We start from the raw sequence: 16,633 nt of genomic DNA on the forward strand, positions 1-16,633 counted from the left end.
GTGCGAACGGGAATAGGTAGTCCCCGCCCTCTCAGGCGGCGAACGCCTCGGGGGTCAGCGCATACAGCACCTCGGCTTTCGCCATCGCCGCAGCCTTCAGTCCCTGCGCTTCGGGCACGACCTGCTCGACATAGAAGCGTGCCGCCGCGCGCTTGAGCGACAGGAAGGCGGGGTCGCCCTCGGCCCCTGCCGCGATCATCCCCGATCGCTCCATCAGCCAGCCGCAGGTCGCGACCGACAGCATCGTCAGGAACGGATAGCTCGCGGCCAATTTGTCGTCGGTGTCGGCGGTGAGCAGATGCCGCCCGACCTCCTCGCAGGCGTCGATCAGCGCGATCAGCCCGGTGTCCTTCGCCTCGGCGCGCATGTCGGCGATGTGCGCCAGGAACACGCCGCCATTGTCCATGCCGAGCTTGCGCCCGACCAGGTCGGCGGCCTGGATGCCGTTGGTGCCTTCGTAGATCGGGGTGATGCGCGCATCGCGGAACTGCTGTGCCGCGCCGGTCTCCTCGACATAGCCCATCCCGCCGTGCACCTGGATGCCGATGCTGGCGACTTCGTTGCCGATGTCGGTGCCGTGCGCCTTGGCGAGCGGGGTGAGCAGGTCGAGCCGCTTGCGCGCATCGACACCACCCAGATTGGCGCGATCGACCTGGCCTGCGGCGTAATAGACCAGCGCGCGCGCCGCCTGCGTTTGCGCCTTCATCCGCAGCAGCATCCGGCGGACATCGGGATGCTCGATGATCGCGACGGGCTCGCGGCTGGCGCTGCCCGCGCGCGCCGACTGGATGCGGTCGCGCGCATAGGCCACCGCCTTTTGCGTCGCGCGCTCGGCGACCTGGACGCCCTGCAGCCCGACGTTGAGCCGCGCATTGTTCATCATCGTGAACATCGCCGCGATCCCGCCGCCTTCATGGCCGATCAGCTCGCCGATACAATCGGCATTGTCGCCGAATGACAGGACGCAGGTGGGCGAGGCGTGGAGCCCCATCTTGTGCTCGATCGACACGACGCGGACGTCGTTGAAGTCGCCGGGCGCGCCGGCGGCGTCGAGGCGATATTTGGGGACGAGGAACAGGCTCAGCCCCTTGGTGCCCGGCGGCGCATCGGGGGTGCGCGCGAGCACGAGATGGACGATGTTCGCCGCCATGTCGTGGTCGCCATAGGAAATGTAGATCTTGGTGCCCGTGATCGACCATTTGCCGTCGCCGAGCGGATCGGCGCGGGTGCGAAGCGCACCGACGTCGCTTCCCGCCTGCGGCTCGGTCAGGTTCATCGTGCCGGTCCATTCGCCGCTCGACAGCTTGGCGAGATACGCCGCCTGCTGCTGCGGGCTGCCGTGATGCATCAGCGCCTCGATCGCGCCGACGGTGAGCGTCGGGCACAAGGCCAGCCCCATGTTCGCCGCGCCGAGCGTGTCGAGCACCGCGGTCGAGATTGCGAAGGGCATCCCCTGGCCGCCATGGTCGGTGGGCGATCCGATCGTGCCCCAGCCGCCCTCGACATAGGCCTGGTAGGCGGCGACGAATCCGTCGGGCATTACCACGCCATCGGCGGTCCATCTCGCGCCGACGGTGTCGCCCACCCGGTCGAGCGGTGCCCATTCGCCCGCGGCGAACTGCCCCACGCCTTCGAGCACCGCATCGACCATGTCGGGCGTGGCGTCGGCGAAGCGTTCGCTCGCCGCAAGCTCGTCGAGCCGGACGATATGGTCGAGCACGAAACGCTGTTCGGCTTGCGGTGGGGTGAAGCTCATCGATCCTCTCTCGCGCGGCCATCTTGTCGGCTCTGTCGCGGCGATATAGCGCCGGTTTCGTGCCATCACCAAACCCGCCCTTCGTCACCCGGACCTTACCCTACGGCACCGCCGCGATCGCCGAAGCCGCGGCGCTGATCGCTGGCGGCGGGTGCGTCGCGGTGCCGACCGAGACGGTCTATGGCCTCGCCGCCGACGCGACCGATTCGCTGGCGGTTGCCGGGATTTATGCGGCGAAGGGGCGGCCCAGCTTCAACCCGCTGATCGTCCATGTCGCCGATGTCGCAGGCGCGCGCGCGCTGGCGGCGTTCGACGATGAGGCCGAGCGGCTGGCGGCGGCGTTCTGGCCCGGGCCGCTGACGATGGTGTTGCCGGTGCGCGAGGGGAGCGGGGTCGCGGGGCTGGTGACCGCGGGGCTGCCCACGATCGCGATCCGCGTGCCCGCGCACCGCGCGATGCGCGCGCTGCTGGCGGCGTGCGGGCGGCCGCTGGCGGCGCCCTCGGCGAATGCGAGCGGCGGCATCAGTCCGACGCGCGCGGCGCATGTGGTGGCATCGCTCGGCGGGCGGGTGGCGCTGGTGATCGACGACGGCGCGACGCAGGCGGGGCTCGAATCGACGATCGTCGCGCCGGGCGCGCGATCGATCCTGCGGCCGGGGCCGGTGACGGCGGCGATGCTGGGCGAGGGCTATGCGGCCTATGCCGGCGACGCGATCACCGCGCCGGGACAGCTTTCGAGCCACTACGCTCCTTCGAAGCCGGTGCGGCTGGGGGCGAGCGAGGCGCGTGCGGGGGAATGGCTGATTGGCTTCGGGCCGGTGGCCGGGGACGATACGCTGTCGGCGACCGGGGATGTGGTGGAAGCGGCGGCGGGGTTGTTCGAGGCGCTGCACCGCGCCGATGCGAGTGATGCGGCTGGGATCGCGGTGGCACCGGTGCCGGATGAAGGGGTAGGCGTCGCGATCAACGACCGGTTGGGAAGGGCGGCGGTGCGCTAGGGGACTTCAAAAAGCCCTCTCCCGCTTGCGGGAGAGGGTTGGGTGAGGGCCTTCTTCTAGATCGATGGCCCGAAAACAGACCCTCACCGCTGCGACTAGGGGCCGCAAGTGCGACCCCAAGTCTCGCCCCCTCTCCCGCCTGCGGGAGAGGGAGGAAAGATCAATTACCGTTGACCATCGCGTTCTGCTGCGCCTCGGTCAGGTCGTCGGTGTCGACGTCCGAATCGTCGATCGCGTCGGCGCGGTCTTCGGCATTGTCCTCGATGCCTTCGACGACGGCTTCGTTGGCGCCCATCGCTTCGGCGGCTTCGGCATTGGCCTCGCCCTGCTCTTCGGCGCGCTCGGCCAGCGCGTCGTCACCGTCGCCGCCGCAAGCTGCGAGCGGAACCGCCATCAGCGCCATCAGTGCCGGTGCGAAAAATTTCTTCATATCGTTGCTCCCTCTGTCGGGGGGAACGCCCCCCAGCCGCGCACAAATGCACGATGGAGGAGGCAGGTTCCATCCCCCCTGCGTTCAGGCGGCCGCGGTCTGCGCCTTCGATCGCGCGGCGAAGCTCTTGCGCAGCTTCTGCAGCTTGGGCGGAATGACGCTGAGGCAATAGGGATTACGCTGCCCGTCGCCGTTCCAATATTCCTGGTGATAGTCTTCGGCGGGGTACCAGGTCGAAAGCGGTTCGATCGTCGTGACGATCGGATTGGGCCAGCCGCCGGCGTTGCGCTCGATCGCGGCGCGCGCTTCGGCTTCCTGCGCTTCGTCGTGCGGGAAGATCGCCGAGCGATATTGCGTGCCGACGTCGTTGCCCTGGCGGTTGAGCGTCGTCGGGTCGTGCGTCGCGAAGAAAATGTCGAGCAGCTCGCCATAGCTGATCTGGTCGCGGTCGAAGGTCACGCGGATCGCCTCGGCATGGCCGGTATCGCCGCCGCAGACTTGCTTGTAGGTCGGATCGGGAACCTTGCCGCCGATATAGCCGCTTTCGACCTTCTGGACGCCGATGACGTCGTTATACACCGCCTCGGTGCACCAGAAGCAGCCGCCGGCCAGCGTTGCGGTTTCGATTGTCATGCGTCGATCTCCTTGTTGGGGGTTTAGATAGGAATGGCGTGGCATGGGGCCAAGCGTGTTCGATGGCGGAGAGTATACAATGAGCGATTTCAGCGTGCTGGTGACGGGCGGGGCGGGCTATATCGGCAGCCATGCGGTGCTGGCGTTGCTCGATGCCGGCTGGCGCGTGGTGGTGGTCGACAATCTGGTGACCGGGTTCGACTGGGCGGTCGATCCGCGCGCGACCTTGGTGCGCGCCAATATCGAGGACGAGGCCGCGGTGCGCGGCGCGATCGCCGAGCACGGCGTCGGCGCGATCATGCACTTCGCCGGATCGGTGGTGGTGCCCGAATCGGTGACCGACCCGCTCAAATATTATCGCAACAACACTGCCGCCTCGCGCAGCCTGATCGAGAGCGCGGTCGTGTCGGGGGTGAAGCATTTCATCTTCTCGTCGACCGCGGCGACCTATGGCATTCCTGAAGTCGTGCCGGTGCGCGAGGACAGCCCCAAGCTGCCGATCAACCCCTATGGCATGTCGAAGCTGATGACCGAGGCGATGCTCGCCGACGTCGCTGCCGCGCATCCGATGAACTATGCGGCGCTGCGCTATTTCAATGTCGCGGGTGCCGATCCGCAGGGGCGCTCGGGCCAGTCGACCGCGGGTGCGACGCACCTGATCAAGGTCGCGGTCGAGGCGGCGACGGGTAAGCGCGGGCATGTGTCGGTGTTCGGCACCGATTTCGCGACCCCCGACGGCACCGGGGTGCGCGACTATATCCATGTAACCGACCTGGCCGCCGCGCATGTCGAGGCGCTGGCGCTGCTGGTGGCCAAGCCCGCCGAGAGCCACACGCTGAACGCGGGTTATGGGCGCGGTTATTCGGTGCTCGAGGTGCTCAATGCGGTTGACCGGGTGACCAATGTGACGATCGAGCGGCGGCTCGAGGGGCGGCGCGCGGGCGATCCCGACGCGCTGGTGGCGGACAATGCCGCGATCCTGGCGGCGCTGCCGTGGCGGCCCAAGCATGACGATCTCGACGGGATCGTGCGCGATGCGCTGGCGTGGGAGCGGAAGTTGGCGGAGCGGGGGTAGGACGCGCCAACTCCCCTCCCTGGAAGGGAGGGGCTGGGGGTGGGTAGGGGCTTGGCGGTACGGTAGCCCGGCCATTTTAGGCATCCGTATCGCGAGCACTCGACCCACCCCCGACCCCTCCCTTTCAGGGAGGAGAGAAGAGCACCCGGCCCGCCACCGCATCGAGCTTCGCCAGCAGCGCCGGATCGCGCGCGTGGGGCGCGGTGATCAGCGCGGCGTCGAGGCAGGTATCGATCGGCGACGCGGGCCGCTGCGCCGGCAAGCCCTTGAGCAACGCCACCACCAACGCCCGCGCCTTGGCGGCGTTGTCGGTCAGCTGGGCGATCACCTGCGCGACATCGACGGCTTCCTCGCCCTCGCGCCAGCAATCATAATCGGTGACCATGCCGACCAGCGCATAGGGAAGCTCGGCCTCGCGCGCGAGCTTGGCTTCGGGCATCGCGGTCATGCCGATGACGTCGCAGCCCCATAAGCGATACAGGTTGCTCTCGGCGCGGGTCGAGAATTGCGGGCCTTCCATCGCGAGGTAGGTGCCGCCGGCATGCGTCACCGCGCCGCCCGCGCGCGCGGCGTCGGCGGCGAGCGCCGACAGGCGCGGGCACACGGGGTCGGCCATCGAGACATGCGCGACCATGCCGGTGCCGAAGAAGCTCGACGGGCGCCCCTTGGTGCGATCGACGAACTGGTCGACGATGGTGAAGGTGCCCGGCGCGCGTTCCTCGGCCAGGCTGCCGACCGACGAGATCGCGAGCACGTCGGTGACGCCCAGCCGCTTGAGCGCGTCGATATTGGCGCGCGCGTTGAGGTCCGACGGCGCGATCCGGTGGCCGCGTCCGTGGCGGGGGAGGAAGACGACGCCTACCTCGCCCATCCGCCCCTGGTACAGCGCGTCCGAAGGGCGGCCCCAAGGCGTGTCGACCTCGACCCAGCGACCGTCCTCGACCCCCTCGACATCGTACAGCCCCGACCCGCCGATGATCCCGATCGTCCAGCCCGCCATATGCGTCCTCCTGCGCGCGCCCATTGTCGGTCGCGTGTCTGCGCCTTACGGATAGGCGCCATGATCCGCAAAGCCCTGTTCATCGCGTGCATCGCGATCTCCGCCCCGGCGCTCGCCGCCGACCCTATCACCGGGCGCTGGGTGACGCAGGGCGGCGAAGGCGTGGTGGCGATCGAACGCTGCGGTGGCGCGATTTGCGGCAAGCTGGCGCGGATCGTGAAGCCGACGCCGGGCGCGCCGACTACCGACGTCAACAATCCGGACGAAGCGCTGCGCAACCGGCCGCTGCTGGGCACGACGATTCTGAGCGGCTTTATCGACGGCGGCAAGGAATGGCGCGGGACGATCTACGACCCCAAATCGGGGCGAAGCTATCGATCGACGGTGCGCGCGAGCGGCGACAAGCTGGCGGTAAAGGGATGTATCGCGGTTTTCTGTCGCACCCAGGAATGGACGCGGTTGCGGTAGATCACGGCCTCCGTTCGTTCCGAGCGTAGTCGAGAAACCGCAGCGCAGCGCCTGGTATCGTTTCTCGACTTCGCTCGAAACGAACGGGGGAGGGGGCCGGTGCACGCGCCCTCTCTCGCTCAATCCGCCGCGTTCTTGCGCGCATAGCCGAAATACACCGCCAGCCCGCCGATATTCCACAGCAGGAACCAGAATTGGGTCTGGCTGGGCAGGCTGAAGAACAGATACAGGCAGCCCAGGATCGCTGCGGGCCCGACCACCCACGCCAGCGGCGCGCGGAAGCGGCGTTCGGCGTTGGGTGCGCGGCGGCGGAGTACCAGCATGCACACCGATACCGCGATAAAGGCCGCCAGCGTGCCGGCATTGGCGAGCGCGGCGATCTGGTCGATCGGCAGCACACCGGCGATGATCGCGACGATGATCGCGGTGAAGATCGTGATCCGCACCGGCGATCCGCGCGACGAGATCTTGGCGAGGCTGCGCGGCAGCAGTCCGTCGCGCGCCATCGTGAAGAAGATCCGGCTCTGGCCGAACAGGAACGCCAGCAGCACCGTCGGCAGCGCGATCACCGCCGACACCGCGAGGAAGGTCGCTGCTGCGGGCTGATCGAGTTCGCGCAGCACCAGCGCGAGCGGCTCGGCCGAATTGGCGAAGGCGGTATAGGAAACCGCTCCCACCGCGGCGACCGCGACGAGCATGTAGATGATGATGCACGCGACCATCGACCCGACGATGCCGATCGCCAGATCGCGCGCGGGGTTCTTGGTTTCCTCGGCCGCGGTCGAGATCGCGTCGAAGCCGTAGAAGGCGAAGAAGATGATCGCCGCCGCCGCCATCACCCCGCGCTCGGCACCCGCGGCGTCGACCGATTTGGGGAAGCCATAGGGCATGAAGGGTTCGAGATTGGCGGCGTTGAAATAGGGCAGCGTGACGACGACGAACACGGTGAGCGCGATCAGCTTCACCGCGACGAGTACCGCGTTGAGCGTCGCCGATTCGCGCGTGCCGAAGATCAGCAGCGCCGCGACGATGCCGATGATGCCGATCGCGGGCACGTTGACCAAGCCGCCCAGCTCGGGGCCTTGCGTCAGCATCGCAGGAAAGCCGATGCTGGTGAGCAAGGGCGCGGCATAGCCCGACCAGCCGACCGCGACGGTCGAGACGACCAGCGAATATTCGAGGATCAGGCTCCAGCCGACGACCCAGGCGATGATCTCGCCGAGCACGGCGTAGCTGTACGAATAGGCGGCGCCCGATGCGGGCATCATCGTCGCCATCTCGGCATAGGCGAGCGCGGCGCAGGCACAGATTCCGCCGGCGATTACGAAGGACAGGATCACCGCGGGGCCGGCGCGATCGGCGCCGACGCCGATCAGCGTCAGGATGCCGGTGCCGACGATCGCGCCGACGCCCAGCGCCATCAGATGCGGCCACGACAGCGTCGGCGTCAGCGTCTGTCCCGCGCCGCGATCGCTGGCGTCGATCGCCTTGCGCCTGAAGATACCGTGCATGTTGCTCCCCGTTTCTTGGCTTTGGGGCTTAGGAACAGAGGTCGCCGCGCGATGCAAGGGGGTCCCCCTCCCTGGAAGGGAGGGGCTAGGGGTGGGTAGGGTCTTGGTGGTACGGACCCGCCTGAGCTGCGGGCCGCCGTACCGCGAGCACTCGACCCACCCCCAACCCAGCATCGGGTGAACAGCGCCCCGCGCTGTTTAGGTCATGCCGGGGGCATGACCGACCCGATGCTCGTTCAGGGAGGGGAGTAGAAGTTAAACCGTAAAGCTCTCGCCGCAGCCGCAGGCGCCCTTGGCGTTGGGGTTGGTGAACACGAAGCCGGCGGTGAAGTCGTCCTCGACCCAGTCCATCGTGCTGCCGATCAGGTACAGCACCGATCCGCCGTCGACGAAGAAGCTGCCGCCAGCGGTCTCGATCCGCTCGTCCATCGGGTTGGCGGCGGTGACATAGTCGACCGAATAGGCGAGCCCCGAGCAACCGCGGCGCGGGGTCGAAAGCTTCACCCCGATCGCGTCGGCGGGGGCGCGCGCCATCAGCGCGGCGACGCGCGCTTCGGCGGCGGGGGTGAGCAGGATCGCTTGCGGGCGTTGGCGGGTGGTGGTGGTCATTTCGAACTCTCCCCCCTCCCGCTTGCGGGAGGGGCCGGGGGTGGGGCTATCCACATATCGCGTACTCGGTGAGACTCGGCCCACCCCTAACCCCTCCCGCAAGCGGGAGGGGGACTCGTTACAGCATTCCCAATTCTAGCTTCGCGTCGTCGCTCATCTTCTGCGGGTCCCAAGGCGGATCCCAGATCAGATTGACCTCTGCATGGCCAACCCCGGGCACCGCGCCGACGCGCAATTCGACTTCCATCGGCATCGATTCGGCGACCGGGCAATGCGGGGTGGTGAGCGTCATCGTCACCACCGCATGGCCGTCGTCGGTCACCTCGACGCCGTAGATCAGCCCGAGATCATAGATGTTGACCGGGATCTCGGGGTCGAAAATGTCCTTCAGCGCGGCGATGATCGCCTCATAGACGTCGCCGCCGGGCTCGCCCGCGCCCGCCTCGACGGGCTTTTGCGCCAGGAACCCGTCGAGATAGTCGCGCGAGCGCTCCTCGCGTGGGGTGGCCTCGCGCGGGGTGGGTGCAGCAGGCGCGTCGATATCGACCCGCGCGCGCGCCGGCGGTTGCACCGCATCGACTTCCTCGATCGCAATCCGATCGCTCATCCGAAAATCCTCGTCACTCGTTCGATGCCGCGGGCGAACGCCTCGACGTCCCCCGGGCTGTTATACACGCCGAAGCTGGCGCGGGCGGTAGCGGGGATTCCCAGCGCATCCATCAGCGGCTGCGCGCAGTGATGGCCGGCGCGGATCGCCACGTGACCCTCGTCCAATATGGTGCCGATGTCGTGCGGGTGTACCCCTTCGATCGCGAAGCTGACGATCCCTGCCGATTCCTCGGGCCCGTACAAGGTGACCGAATTGAAGCCGCGCAGCGCCTCGCGCGCGGCGTGCACCAATGCGGTTTCGTGCGCGTGGATCGCGCCGAGCCCGATGCCGTCGACATAGTCGATCGCGGTGCGCAGCCCGAGCACGCCGACGATGTGCGGCGTCCCCGCCTCGAACCGCGCGGGCGGGGGGGCATAGGTGGTGCGTTCGAACGACACCTTGTCGATCATCGCGCCGCCGCCCTGATAGGGGGGCATCGCCTCGAGCAATTCGGCGCGCCCCCACAGCACGCCGATGCCGGTCGGGCCGTAGAGCTTGTGGCCCGAGAAGACGTAGAAGTCGCAACCGAGCGCCTCGACGTCGACCGCGATCCGCGCCACCGCCTGGCAACCGTCGAGCAGCAGCCGCGCGCCGTTGCGGTGGGCGATGTCGGCGGCGCGGCGCGCATCGAGCACCGCGCCGGTGACGTTCGAGACATGTGCGAGCGCGACCAGTTTGTGCTCGGGCCGGATCATCGCCGCCATCGCGTCGAGGTCGATCGCGTGATCGGCGGTGAGCGGGATGACGTCGATGCCGACGCCCATCCGCTCGGCGACCATCTGCCACGGCACGATGTTGGAATGATGCTCGAGCAGCGACAACAGGATGCGATCGCCGGCCTTGAGCTGAGTCGCGGCCCAGCATTGCGCGACCAGGTTGATCCCCTCGGTCGCGCCGCGCACGAAGACGCATTCGTTGGGGCTGGCGGCGCCGATGAAGCGCGCGACGCGTTCGCGCGCGGCTTCGTAGGCGAGCGTCATGTCGGCCGAGCGCTGGTACACGCCGCGATGGACGGTGGCGTAGGTCGTGTCGTAGCCGCGGGTGATCGCGTCGATCACGACCTGCGGCTTTTGCGCGGTCGCGGCGGTGTCGAGATACGCCCAGCCGGCGGGGATGGCGGGGAAGTCGGCGACGTGGTCGAGCGGATCCCCTCTCCCGCTTGCGGGAGAGGGAGGGAGCCGCGAAGCGGCGGAAGGGTGAGGGACTGGATTGGCTGGGGCGGCGCTGGCGGACAGACCCTCACCCCGGCCCTCTCCCGCAGGCGGGAGAGGGGGATTGGCGATGTCTATCTTCACGCCGCCCCCTCCAGCCACGCATCGGCGTCCGCCGCGAAGGCATCGCGCACCGCGTCTTCGCCGATCCGGTCGATCGCATCGGCGACGAAGGCGCGGGTCATCAATGCCCTTGCGCGCAGCAACGGTATCCCGCGCGATTGCAGGTAGAACATCGCGTTGCGGTCGAGCTCGCCCACCGTCGCGCCGTGCGCGCACTTCACATCGTCGGCGAAGATTTCGAGTTCGGGCTTCAGGTTGATCGTCGCGGTGCGATCGAGCAGCAACCCGCGCAGCGACTGGACGCCATCGGTCTTCTGCGCGCCGCGCGCGACGTCGACGCGCGCGGCAAGGCTGGCGGCCGAGCGATCGGCGGCGACCGCGCGCCAGGTCTGGTTGCTGGTGCCGTGCAGCGCCTCGTGCCGGACGGTGACCGCGCATTCCTGCCGCTGCTCGCCGCGGGTCAGCAATGCGCCGCCCATTTCGGCGAAGCCGCCATCGCCGACGACGCGCAATGTGCCGTCGACCCGGCTGGCCATCCCGCCGGCACCCAGGAACACGCTGACCAGGCTCGCGGCCTTGCCGATCGTCGCTTCCTCGCGCAGCGACACGAAGCCCGCGCTTTGCAGGATCCGCACCGATCGCATCAGCCGCGCGCCTTCGGCGAGACCGATCGTGGTCAGCCGGTTGGCCCAGCCGGTGCCGACATAGGTTTCGACGATGCTGGCGACGGCATCGGCGGCCAGGATGATCCGCCCGGGCACATGGCTTTCGCCGCCGGTGCCGACATGGACGATCTGGACGCAGGTTTCGGCCTGTTGCGGCCCCAGCGTCAGCGACCAGCCGGTGCCGGCGGTGTGCTTGCCCAAGGGGTGTTCGGTGACCGGTGCGATCGGCTCGACCACGACGCCGCGCGTGTCGCTGGCGGCGACATCGAACACGCCATCGACGAACACCAGCCGCGCGCCATCGAGATCGAGGAACGGCGGAGTCGGTACGGGCGTGGCCGGTGCCGAACGCGCCGCCTGGAGCGCGTCGAGATCGGCCCAGCGCCACGCTTCGTCACGGCGAGAGGGAAGGGTGAGGCTCACGCGGCGATCGCCCCATAGCCTTCGCGCTCGAGCTCGATCGCAAGCTCGGGGCCGCCGGTGCGGGTGATCCGCCCGTCGGCGAGGACGTGGACGAAATCGGGCTCCACATATTCGAGCAGGCGCTGGTAGTGGGTGATCAGGATCACCGCCTTGTCGGGGGCGCGCATGATGCGGTTGATGCCGTCGCCGACGATGCGCAGCGCGTCGATGTCGAGCCCGCTGTCGGTCTCGTCGAGGATCGCGAGCTTGGGGTTGATGATCCCCATCTGCACCATCTCGTTGCGCTTCTTCTCGCCGCCCGAAAAGCCGACATTCACCGGCCGCTTGAGCATGTCGTAGTCCATGCCGAGCGCATCGGCCTGCGCGCGGGCGACCTTCAGGAACTCAGCCCCCGACAGTGGCGGCTCGCCGCGGCCCTTGCGCTGCGCATTGAGGCTTTCGCGCAGGAATTGGACGTTCGAGATGCCGGGGATTTCGACCGGATATTGGAAGCCCAGGAACAGCCCGGCGGCGGCGCGCTCATGCGGTTCGAGTTCGAGCAGGTCGGTACCGTCGAAGCTGACCGACCCTTCGGTGACGTCATAGCCGGGGCGACCGCCAAGGACGTAGCCGAGCGTCGATTTGCCCGCGCCGTTGGGGCCCATGATCGCATGGACTTCGCCCGCATTGATGCTGAGCGACAGACCCTTGAGGATCGGCTTGCCGTCGATTTCGGCGTGAAGGTTGGTGATTTGCAGCATTAGATAAACTCGGTTTGCAGCGGGCAGGGGGCGCGGGTGGCGATAGTCGAGACGTCGTCACCCCGGCCTTGTGCCGGGGTCCACGGCTCCACCGGCGCTGACGTTCGGGGCGCGGTGGACCCCGGCACAAGGCCGGGGTGACGGCGGGGGAGGGTGATCATCCGACCGAACCCTCAAGGCTGATCCCCAGCAGCTTCTGCGCCTCGACCGCGAATTCCATCGGCAGTTGCTGAAGGACTTCCTTGGCGAAGCCGTTGACGATCAACGCCACCGCGCTCTCGGCATCAAGCCCGCGCTGCATCGCGTAGAACATCTGGTCCTCGGAGATCTTCGAGGTCGTGGCCTCATGCTCGATCTGCGCCGACGGGTTTCGCACCTCGATATACGGCACGGTATGCGCGCCGCACTGGTCGCCCAGCAGCAGCGAATCGCACTGGGTGAAGTTGCGCACGCCTTCAGCATTCGGCGCGACGCGCACCAGCCCGCGATAGGTGTTGTCGCTGCGGCCTGCCGAAATGCCCTTCGACACGATCGTCGATCGGCTGCCCTTGCCGTTGTGGATCATCTTGGTGCCGGTATCGGCCTGCTGGCGGTTGTTGGTGACCGCGACCGAATAGAATTCGCCGACGCTGTTCTCGCCGTTGAGCACGCAGGACGGGTATTTCCAGGTCACGGCGCTGCCGGTTTCGACCTGGGTCCACGACACCTTGCTGTTCTTGCCCTGGCACAGCGCGCGCTTGGTGACGAAATTGTAGATGCCGCCCTTGCCGTTCTCGTCGCCGGGATACCAGTTCTGGACGGTCGAATATTTGATCTCGGCGTCGTCGAGGATCACCAGTTCGACCACCGCGGCGTGAAGCTGATTTTCATCGCGCATCGGCGCGGTGCAACCTTCGAGATAGCTGACATAGCTGCCCTTGTCGGCGATGATCAGCGTGCGTTCGAACTGGCCGGTATTTTCGGCGTTGATGCGGAAATAGGTGCTCAATTCCATCGGGCAGCGAACGCCTTCAGGAATGTAAACGAAGGTACCGTCGGAAAAGACCGCGCAGTTGAGCGTCGCGAAATAATTGTCGCGCATCGGCACGACCTTGCCCATCCATTTGCGGACGAGATCGGGATATTCTTTGATCGCTTCGCTGATCGACCGGAAGATGACGCCGGCGGCTTCGAGCTCCTTGCGGAAGGTGGTGGCGACCGAGACACTGTCGAACACCGCATCGACCGCGACGCGGCGCGGCATTTCGGCACCCTCTACGCCCGCGAGCAGCTTTTGCTCCTCGATCGGAATGCCCAGCTTTTCATAGACGCGCAGGATTTCGGGATCGACCTCGTCGAGCGAACCCAGCTTCGGCTTGGCCTTGGGCTCGGCGTAATAATAGGCGTCCTGATAATCGATCGGGTCGATTTCCAGCTTGGCCCAATCGGGTGCCTCCATCGTCTGCCACATCGCAAACGCCTTCAGCCGCCAGTCGAGCATCCATTGCGGCTCGCCTTTCTTGGCGCTGATGAAGCGGACCGTATCCTCGGTCAGCCCCTTGGGCGCGAATTCCTGTTCGATGTCCGAATGGAAGCCCCATTCATATTCGCGGTTCACCGCTGCATGGGCTTCGGCGTTCTTGGTAGCCATTAGATAAGCACCTTGTCCCCTTCCCGCGCAGGGGAAGGGCTAGGGGAGGAAATATCGGGGATCGCGGCGGCAAGCTCGCGCGCTAGGAGGGGTGGCGACGACAGGCTCGAGAGCGTGACCCCCGCCAGCGCGCCGCGGACCGCACCGTTGACCGCGTTCCAGTGCGGCTTGACGTTGCAGCTGGCTTCGGCGGCGCAATCATGCGCGCCGTGGTCGACGCACGAGGTGAGGGTGATCGGCCCCTCGATCGCCTCGACGATGTCGGCGAGCGTGATCGCGGCGGGCGGACGCGACAGGCGAAAGCCGCCGCCGGTGCCGCGCGTGCTCTCGATCAGCCCCGCTGCCGACAGCCGGCTGACGAGCTTTTGCACCGTCGGCAGCGGCAGCCCGGTCTCGCTCGCGAGTAGCGTGGCGTTCAGCCGTCCTGCAGCACCGCAATGGCGCGCAGCGGCGCTCATCATCACGACGGCATAGTCGGCTTGGGCAGAAAGACGCATGAATTTCCTAATCGGACCCTTTTGGTCCGATTGCTATTTGGGGGTGCCTGCGCGGCGGGTCAACCCGGCTTCACGCGACGTTGCGCGACTTTTCGGCGGTATCGGGTTGGTCGAGCTCGCCATAGGCGGTCGCTTGCAGCGTCAACGCGAGCACCGGGTCCATCCGCGTCGCGATCGTCCCCGGGGTGTGCCCGGTGAAGTGCCGAATCTCGCGGATCATGTGCGACTGGTCGTAGAAGGGCGCGGCGACGTCGCGCGGGTCGCCGCCCTCGACCAAAGCGGTCGCGGCGCGCAGTGCGCGGAACTTGCGCTCGAGCAGTTTGGGCGGCGCGCCGAAATATTGGTTCACCAGCCGGATTACATGGCGCGACGACAGCGGGATCGCGTCGAACAGCGTCGCCACCTGCGGCGAGGCGTCGGTGGCGGCAAGCCAGGCGCGCACCGCCTCGCACACCTGCTGGTGCTCGGCGGGGACGGGGCGCGCGCGGTCGCGCAGGAACGGTTCGACATGCGCGGTCATCGCTTCGATGCTGTCCATCCGCCGCAGCGATTCGAGCAGCGTCAGCCCTTCCTCGCCGAAGATCGCGCCGCCATCGGTGACGCGGTCGGCGCAATGATGCGCCGGCTGCTGGATGATCGCGCACCAGCCCACCGGGCGCAGCGCGATGCCGAAACAGTGGAACGGCCCGTCGACGCGATAGGCGGCGGCGCCGGTGCCGGGGCCGTTGATCATGATCGGCGGCGCGGCATCCTGATGCCCATCGGCGAAGCGCAGCGCACCGGTTCCCCGAAGCATGAAGCGGATCTGGCCGACATCGGCACGCTCGATCCCCTCGATCAGCCGATCGTCGCTGCGGTAGAGATAATAGGTCGTCACGAGCGCCGACAAATCGGGCGACGGCGATGCGAAACGCAATTCCACGACCCTATTCCCCCATGCGCAACCCGGCCGTTTTCCGCCGAAGAGCCCCGCACACACGGTAAACCGTTCGTTACTCCGTGGGAAGCTCCCCGCATTGCCGCCCGCGCCCACCAAAAAAGACGGCCCGAACGCTTTCGCATCCGGGCCGCCGAGATAAAGCTCCCCCTGTTCGAAGGAGCCCCTTGGGTCGCGTTGTTTCGTTACCCGCGAGCGATGCCGGGGTCTTGGATGGAATCGACATCCGGCAACATGGCGCAACTTTGTTCGGTTCGAGGGATCGGCGGCGGCCCCCGCTTTGACGCGGCAGGTGCGCGCTGCCAAAGCGCTTGGCATGGCAATTCCCTTCCCCCGCGCCGCGCTGTTCGCGCTCGACGCCGAACGCGCGCATGGCCTGACGATCGACGCGCTTGCGGCCTGGGGGAGGGCAGGAACGCCGCTCGCCCCGCGGCTGCCGACGGCGCCGGTGACCGTCGCGGGGCTGCGCTTCGCCAACCCGGTGGGACTGGCGGCGGGGGTCGACAAGAATGCCGAGGCGATCGACGGCTTCTTCGCATTGGGCTTCGGCGCGGTCGAGGTGGGGACGCTCACCCCGGTCGCGCAGCCGGGCAACCCCAAGCCGCGCCTGTTCCGGCTGGTCGAGGATCGTGCGGTGGTGAACCGCATGGGCTTCAACAATGGCGGGATCGACGCGGCACTGGCGCGGATCGCCAAGGCAAGGCGGCGCGGCGTGCTCGGGATCAATGTCGGTGCGAACAAGGAGTCGGTCGATCGCGTGGGCGATTACGCGATCGGCGTGGCCAAGGCGGCAACGCTCGCCGATTATGTGACGATCAATATCAGCTCGCCCAACACGCCGGGGCTCCGCGACCTGCAATCGCAGCCCGCGCTCGGCGAATTGCTCGCGGCGAGCAACGCGGCGCGGGTGACCGGGGGCAAGCGCGTACCGCTGTTCCTGAAGATCGCCCCCGACCTCGACCGCGCCGCGCTCGACGTGGTGGCGCGCGCGGCGATCGATCACGGGGTCGACGCGCTGATCGTGTCGAACACGACGATCAGCCGGCCGGCTTCGCTGCGCTCGGCGAATGCGGGGGAGGCGGGTGGCCTGTCGGGTGCGCCCTTGCGCGATCTGGCGCGCGCCAAGCTGGCCGAGGTGCGCGAGGCCACCGGCGGGCAGCTGCCGCTGATCTCGGTCGGCGGCATCGATTCGCCCGAGGAAGCCGCGCTGCGGCTGGCGGCGGGGGCGAGCTTGGTGCAGCTGTATTCGGCGCTGGTCTATGAAGGGCCGGGGCTGGCGGCGCGAATCGTGCGCGGGTTGGCTGGGTAGGAAGCCGGGGATTGGTGTCGTGCATGGCT

17 protein-coding genes are annotated in these 16,633 nt (G+C 67.7%); 4 read left to right on the forward strand and 13 right to left on the reverse strand.

Going from position 1 to position 16,633, the window contains the following annotated elements:
* Positions 1–31: 31 nt before the first annotated feature.
* Positions 32–1,756, reverse strand: a complete 1,725-nt coding sequence (locus OKW76_RS14155) for an acyl-CoA dehydrogenase (protein ID WP_265549491.1) — start codon at positions 1,754–1,756, stop codon at positions 32–34.
* 59 nt (positions 1,757–1,815) lie between these two features.
* Between OKW76_RS14155 and OKW76_RS14160 the strand changes: the two genes are divergently transcribed.
* Positions 1,816–2,754 (forward strand): L-threonylcarbamoyladenylate synthase, encoded by a 939-nt coding sequence (locus OKW76_RS14160; RefSeq protein WP_265549492.1) that lies wholly within the window; start codon positions 1,816–1,818, stop codon positions 2,752–2,754.
* A gap of 160 nt (positions 2,755–2,914) precedes the next feature.
* Here the strand turns inward: OKW76_RS14160 and OKW76_RS14165 are convergent, their stop codons facing one another.
* On the reverse strand, positions 2,915–3,184 hold the full coding sequence (locus OKW76_RS14165) for a hypothetical protein (protein ID WP_265549493.1): 270 nt from the start codon (positions 3,182–3,184) through the stop codon (positions 2,915–2,917).
* Between the two features lie 84 nt (positions 3,185–3,268).
* On the reverse strand, positions 3,269–3,817 hold the full coding sequence (msrA, locus tag OKW76_RS14170; protein WP_265549494.1) for a peptide-methionine (S)-S-oxide reductase MsrA: 549 nt from the start codon (positions 3,815–3,817) through the stop codon (positions 3,269–3,271).
* Between the two features lie 79 nt (positions 3,818–3,896).
* Here msrA and galE point away from each other — a divergent pair, with 79 nt between their 5' ends.
* On the forward strand, positions 3,897–4,892 hold the full coding sequence (galE, locus tag OKW76_RS14175) for a UDP-glucose 4-epimerase GalE (protein ID WP_265549495.1): 996 nt from the start codon (positions 3,897–3,899) through the stop codon (positions 4,890–4,892).
* 124 nt (positions 4,893–5,016) lie between these two features.
* On the opposite strand, the gene OKW76_RS14180 is transcribed toward galE, so the two are convergent.
* Positions 5,017–5,892, reverse strand: coding sequence for an S-methyl-5'-thioadenosine phosphorylase (locus OKW76_RS14180; RefSeq protein ID WP_265549496.1), 876 nt, complete (start codon positions 5,890–5,892; stop codon positions 5,017–5,019).
* Positions 5,893–5,952: 60 nt separating this feature from the next.
* Here OKW76_RS14180 and OKW76_RS14185 point away from each other — a divergent pair, with 60 nt between their 5' ends.
* Positions 5,953–6,360: a DUF2147 domain-containing protein gene (locus tag OKW76_RS14185; RefSeq protein WP_256506525.1), complete on the forward strand. Its 408-nt coding sequence runs from the start codon at positions 5,953–5,955 to the stop codon at positions 6,358–6,360.
* A gap of 119 nt (positions 6,361–6,479) precedes the next feature.
* Here the strand turns inward: OKW76_RS14185 and OKW76_RS14190 are convergent, their stop codons facing one another.
* From OKW76_RS14190 to OKW76_RS14230, 9 genes are all read right to left on the reverse strand, one after another.
* Complete coding sequence (locus OKW76_RS14190) at positions 6,480–7,871, reverse strand: amino acid permease (RefSeq protein ID WP_265549497.1); 1,392 nt, start codon at positions 7,869–7,871, stop codon at positions 6,480–6,482.
* A gap of 255 nt (positions 7,872–8,126) precedes the next feature.
* Positions 8,127–8,480, reverse strand: a complete 354-nt coding sequence (locus OKW76_RS14195) for a HesB/IscA family protein (protein ID WP_265549498.1) — start codon at positions 8,478–8,480, stop codon at positions 8,127–8,129.
* Positions 8,481–8,598: 118 nt separating this feature from the next.
* On the reverse strand, positions 8,599–9,087 hold the full coding sequence (locus OKW76_RS14200; protein WP_265549499.1) for an SUF system Fe-S cluster assembly protein: 489 nt from the start codon (positions 9,085–9,087) through the stop codon (positions 8,599–8,601).
* The gene (locus OKW76_RS14205) at positions 9,084–10,244 is read right to left on the reverse strand and encodes a cysteine desulfurase (protein ID WP_265552993.1); all 1,161 of its coding nucleotides are present in this window, start codon (positions 10,242–10,244) and stop codon (positions 9,084–9,086) included. Before OKW76_RS14205 ends, OKW76_RS14200 begins: the two co-directional genes overlap by 4 nt.
* 176 nt (positions 10,245–10,420) lie before the next feature.
* On the reverse strand, positions 10,421–11,491 hold the full coding sequence (locus OKW76_RS14210; protein WP_265549500.1) for a SufB/SufD family protein: 1,071 nt from the start codon (positions 11,489–11,491) through the stop codon (positions 10,421–10,423).
* Entirely contained in the window at positions 11,488–12,231 is a 744-nt protein-coding gene (gene sufC / locus OKW76_RS14215) for a Fe-S cluster assembly ATPase SufC (protein ID WP_265549501.1), read from the reverse strand. Before sufC ends, OKW76_RS14210 begins: the two co-directional genes overlap by 4 nt.
* Positions 12,232–12,388: 157 nt before the next feature.
* The gene (gene sufB / locus OKW76_RS14220) at positions 12,389–13,861 is read right to left on the reverse strand and encodes a Fe-S cluster assembly protein SufB (protein WP_265549502.1); all 1,473 of its coding nucleotides are present in this window, start codon (positions 13,859–13,861) and stop codon (positions 12,389–12,391) included.
* Positions 13,861–14,358: an RrF2 family transcriptional regulator gene (locus tag OKW76_RS14225; RefSeq protein ID WP_265549503.1), complete on the reverse strand. Its 498-nt coding sequence runs from the start codon at positions 14,356–14,358 to the stop codon at positions 13,861–13,863. Before OKW76_RS14225 ends, sufB begins: the two co-directional genes overlap by 1 nt.
* A gap of 70 nt (positions 14,359–14,428) precedes the next feature.
* Positions 14,429–15,280 carry a helix-turn-helix domain-containing protein gene (locus OKW76_RS14230; RefSeq protein ID WP_265549504.1) on the reverse strand — a complete coding sequence of 284 codons (852 nt, stop codon included), beginning with the start codon at positions 15,278–15,280 and terminating at the stop codon, positions 14,429–14,431.
* A 331-nt stretch (positions 15,281–15,611) separates the two neighbouring features.
* Between OKW76_RS14230 and OKW76_RS14235 the strand changes: the two genes are divergently transcribed.
* Positions 15,612–16,604 (forward strand): quinone-dependent dihydroorotate dehydrogenase, encoded by a 993-nt coding sequence (locus tag OKW76_RS14235; RefSeq protein WP_265549505.1) that lies wholly within the window; start codon positions 15,612–15,614, stop codon positions 16,602–16,604.
* Positions 16,605–16,633 lie beyond the last annotated feature (29 nt).

The organism is Sphingomonas sp. S1-29 (genome assembly GCF_026167545.1).
In the GTDB taxonomy this organism is placed as follows: domain Bacteria; phylum Pseudomonadota; class Alphaproteobacteria; order Sphingomonadales; family Sphingomonadaceae; genus Sphingomonas.

Excerpts from the sequence above, each read along its gene's own strand:
- msrA (WP_265549494.1), bottom strand. The coding sequence starts at position 3,817 with ATGACAATCGAAACCGCAACGCTGGCCGGCGGCTGCTTCTGGTGCACC.
- OKW76_RS14185 (WP_256506525.1), top strand. The coding sequence starts at position 5,953 with ATGATCCGCAAAGCCCTGTTCATCGCGTGCATCGCGATCTCCGCCCCG.
- OKW76_RS14200 (WP_265549499.1), bottom strand. The coding sequence starts at position 9,087 with ATGAGCGATCGGATTGCGATCGAGGAAGTCGATGCGGTGCAACCGCCG.
- OKW76_RS14195 (WP_265549498.1), bottom strand. The coding sequence starts at position 8,480 with ATGACCACCACCACCCGCCAACGCCCGCAAGCGATCCTGCTCACCCCC.
- OKW76_RS14155 (WP_265549491.1), bottom strand. The coding sequence starts at position 1,756 with ATGAGCTTCACCCCACCGCAAGCCGAACAGCGTTTCGTGCTCGACCAT.
- sufB (WP_265549502.1), bottom strand. The coding sequence starts at position 13,861 with ATGGCTACCAAGAACGCCGAAGCCCATGCAGCGGTGAACCGCGAATAT.
- OKW76_RS14180 (WP_265549496.1), bottom strand. The coding sequence starts at position 5,892 with ATGGCGGGCTGGACGATCGGGATCATCGGCGGGTCGGGGCTGTACGAT.
- galE (WP_265549495.1), top strand. The coding sequence starts at position 3,897 with ATGAGCGATTTCAGCGTGCTGGTGACGGGCGGGGCGGGCTATATCGGC.
- OKW76_RS14190 (WP_265549497.1), bottom strand. The coding sequence starts at position 7,871 with ATGCACGGTATCTTCAGGCGCAAGGCGATCGACGCCAGCGATCGCGGC.
- OKW76_RS14235 (WP_265549505.1), top strand. The coding sequence starts at position 15,612 with ATGGCAATTCCCTTCCCCCGCGCCGCGCTGTTCGCGCTCGACGCCGAA.
- OKW76_RS14225 (WP_265549503.1), bottom strand. The coding sequence starts at position 14,358 with ATGCGTCTTTCTGCCCAAGCCGACTATGCCGTCGTGATGATGAGCGCC.
- sufC (WP_265549501.1), bottom strand. The coding sequence starts at position 12,231 with ATGCTGCAAATCACCAACCTTCACGCCGAAATCGACGGCAAGCCGATC.
- OKW76_RS14165 (WP_265549493.1), bottom strand. The coding sequence starts at position 3,184 with ATGAAGAAATTTTTCGCACCGGCACTGATGGCGCTGATGGCGGTTCCG.